The sequence below is a fragment of the Megasphaera stantonii genome (assembly GCF_025567065.1).
GTDB lineage: Bacteria > Bacillota > Negativicutes > Veillonellales > Megasphaeraceae > Megasphaera > Megasphaera stantonii.
The window spans coordinates 1-3,554 of the sequence record NZ_JAOQKD010000043.1; the positions used below are offsets into that span (position 1 = coordinate 1).

At 30.6% G+C, this 3,554-nt stretch carries 2 protein-coding genes and 1 pseudogene; all 3 read left to right on the forward strand.

Annotated features, from left to right (window positions below; genetic code table 11):
- The first annotated feature begins 135 nt into the window (after positions 1-135).
- Positions 136-1,374 (forward strand): annotated as a pseudogene (locus OCV58_RS12085) (nucleotide sugar dehydrogenase).
- Positions 1,375-1,395: 21 nt separating this feature from the next.
- A complete protein-coding gene (locus OCV58_RS12090) occupies positions 1,396-2,430 on the forward strand; it encodes a glycosyltransferase family 2 protein (protein WP_154878002.1) in 1,035 nt (344 codons plus the stop codon).
- Positions 2,431-3,408, forward strand: coding sequence for a glycosyltransferase family 2 protein (locus OCV58_RS12095; protein WP_154878003.1), 978 nt, complete (start codon positions 2,431-2,433; stop codon positions 3,406-3,408).
- The last annotated feature ends 146 nt before the right edge of the window (positions 3,409-3,554 follow it).

A 3,554-nucleotide genomic window follows, 5' to 3' on the forward strand; every position in this document is an offset into this window, starting at 1 on the left:
ATCGCCGTCCCCGAAAATGTTTAGGATACAAAACGCCATACGAAGTACATTACTCTAAAAAGTTGCACTTAGCTTGACAATTCGCCCAAGAAAATTACGCGATCTATTTTAGATAAATATTTTGGGGAGGATAATATGAAAATTGCAGTTTCTGGAACCGGATATGTTGGATTGAGTTTAAGTGTGTTATTGGCGCAGTACAATGATGTTATTGCTGTAGATATTTTAAAAGAGAAAGTAGAAAAAATTAATAGAAGAATATCTCCGATTATAGATAAAGAAATTCAAGAATATTTGCAGAATAAGGATTTAAGTTTAATTGCGACTACTGATGGAGAATATGCATATAGAAATGTTGATTTTGTAATTATTGCAACACCAACGAATTATGATTCTGCAAAGAACTATTTTGATACATCGTCTGTTGAAAGTGTTATAGATTTAGTACTGAAAGTAAATCCTAATGCTGTGATTATTATAAAATCAACTGTGCCTGTAGGATATACCAAAGAAATCAGAGAAAAATATCATTGTAACCATATTTTATTTAGTCCTGAATTTTTGCGGGAAGGACATGCCCTTTATGACAATTTATATCCTAGCAGAATTGTTGTTGGAGTGCCAAAAAATGATGAATACATGGAAAAACAAGCAAAAGTTTTTGCAGAGTTATTACAACAGGGAGCAGTAAAAAAGGATATGCCTGTATTATTTACGGGGTTGACAGAAGCCGAATCAATTAAACTTTTTGCAAATACATATTTAGCGTTACGTGTATCGTATTTTAATGAACTAGATACATATGCTGAAATGAGAGGATTAAATACTGCTTAAATTATACAGGGAATTTGTACGGATCCACGGATAGGAGACTATTATAATAATCCTTCTTTTGGATACGGAGGATACTGTTTGCCTAAGGATACGAAACAGCTACTTGCTAATTATAAAGATGTTCCAGAAAATTTAATTGAAGCTATTGTAGCGGCAAATAGCACCAGAAAAGATTTTATTGCTGATAGAGTTTTGCAAAAAGCTGGCTATCATAATTATAATGGCGTTATTTTCGACCCAAATAATGAAGGTAAAAGTATTATAGTAGGCGTGTATCGACTGACTATGAAATCTAATAGTGATAATTTTCGGCAAAGTTCTATTCAAGGCGTTATGAAGCGGATAAAAGCTAGAGGTATTTCTGTTATTATCTATGAACCGACAATGCCGAATGGAAGTACCTTTTTTGGAAGTTTGGTAGAAAATAATTTGAAAACGTTTAAGGATAAATGTGATGTTATTATAGCTAATCGATACGATAATGCATTGGATGATGTACATAATAAAGTCTATACAAGAGATTTATTTCATTGTGATTGAAGCGTATATAGGAGAAATTAGATGAAACCCATTATATCTACTACTAAAAAAGTATTAACCGTTTCTATTGCCGCATATAATGTTGCATCGACATTAGATGAAGCATTAAAACCCTTTTTGAATTGTAGAAACTTACCTGATATAGAAGTTTTGATTATTAATGATGGCTCAAAAGATGATACGGCTAATATTGCAAATACTTATGTAGAAAAATATCCTGATTCGTTCTTTTTGATAAATAAAGAGAATGGTGGATGGGGTTCTACCTTAAATGTTGGAATTAAATTAGGAAATGGAAAATATTTCAAACAGCTTGATGGAGATGATTATTACTCATATGAAAATTTAGATGAATTTATTGATTTTTTAAAATTAACAGATGCGGATTTAGTATATACTCCATTTGTTACGTTTGAAGATGAAACCGGAGGAATTTTACAGGTAAAAGGACAGTATTCTACAATCCCGCAGAGAAAGCAAATGAAATTAGGTGAAATGTATGACTTTGCACCTGCTATGCATACATTAACCGTAAAAATGGATGTTTTAAAAAATAATCCGATTTATATTACAGAGCATTGTTTTTATACAGATGTTGAATTTGTTTTAAAGGCTTGTAATTTCAGTAAAACTATTATTTTTTATGAATTTCCAATTTATTATTATCGATTGGCAAGAAGCGGGCAGAGTATGAGCATAAAAGGGGTTCGCAATCATTACAAAGATCATCTTAAAATGGTATATACAATGTTGGAATATGAAAGAAAAATAGTTGTTAATGAAGAGATCCGCGATATTTTTCATTTACGTTTATCTGGTGCATGTGAAATGCAATATATTTTCTTTTTTGCGCTGCAATGTAATGGTGAGCAGAAAAAAGAACTTATTCAATTTGATAATATTTTAAAAAAACAATATCCTGAATATTATTATGAAATTAAAAATAAAGCTGTTCGGCTATTGAGGAAGCTTGATTTCAAAGGATATAAAATTATTGGTTATTTGCAGACCGCACGAGATAAACGAAAAAAAATAAATGTATTTGAGGGATGTTAAATGGAAGATTTAATAAGCGTAATAGTACCATTTTATAAAACGCCGATTGTAAGATTACGATATTGCATTGAAAGTTTGCTGGCGCAAACGTATAAAAATTTTGAACTGTTATTTATTGATGATGGAAATTCGACTAAATATGAAAATCTAAAAAGTGAATATGGAAAAACTGATTCGAGGATACAATTTATATATCAAGAGAATGCTGGAGTAAGCGCTGCAAGAAATAATGGCATACAGCATGCCAAGGGCAAGTATATTGTATTTTGTGATAGCGATGATTTTGTGGAATCGAATTATCTGTATGAATTGCATAAGGCTATCCAAGGATGTGAATTAGCAATATGCGGAGTAGCGGATCAATGGTTTCCCGTGATTGAATCGAAAGTTGATATGAGAGTTTTTTGCTCTTTGCCCTCTGTGTATAATCATATACAGTATGTAAATTTTAGTGTAAATAAAATATTTAATGCAAGCATCATTCGCCAGCATCGTATTGTATTTGACACAAATGTAAAACTTGGAGAAGATGCATTATTTTTAAGCGAATATTTTAAGTATTGCCGTAGAATTCATACGATTTCAGCTAATTTATATCATTATTTACCAAATTCGTTTTCAGCAATTCATAAATATGAATCTGCATATTGGGATTGGGAGCAAAAGGTGATTCAAGCACAACTAGAAATGTTTACTCAGTATTCATTATCACAATATGAATTAGCTGTTATGAAGTTTTGGATGTATGAGAAGTTAAAAGGAACATTTCAGTATTACTACTTTAGCAAGGAAGAGAACAAAAACTCTTTTATTAAAGAGATTATGAATAGTGAGTTATATATTTTTTTGTTTAAAGCTAATGATTATGCGAAAAAGTATATATTTGGAAGAAAAAAGAAGTTTAATTTATTTTTATGGAAGCATACAGGTATTACAGGCATAAAATTTATGTGTGAGATGATAAATTTAAAAAGGTAAATTATGTCTATGAAAATGGTGAGCAGTAATGATAAGAAAATTATTGGGTTAATTGTAAAATGAATTTGAACAGGTAATCAAAAAACAAAAATCCATAGTGAAGCTTCATGTTAAAATGGTTTTGCGAGAAATCATCAACAAAGGAG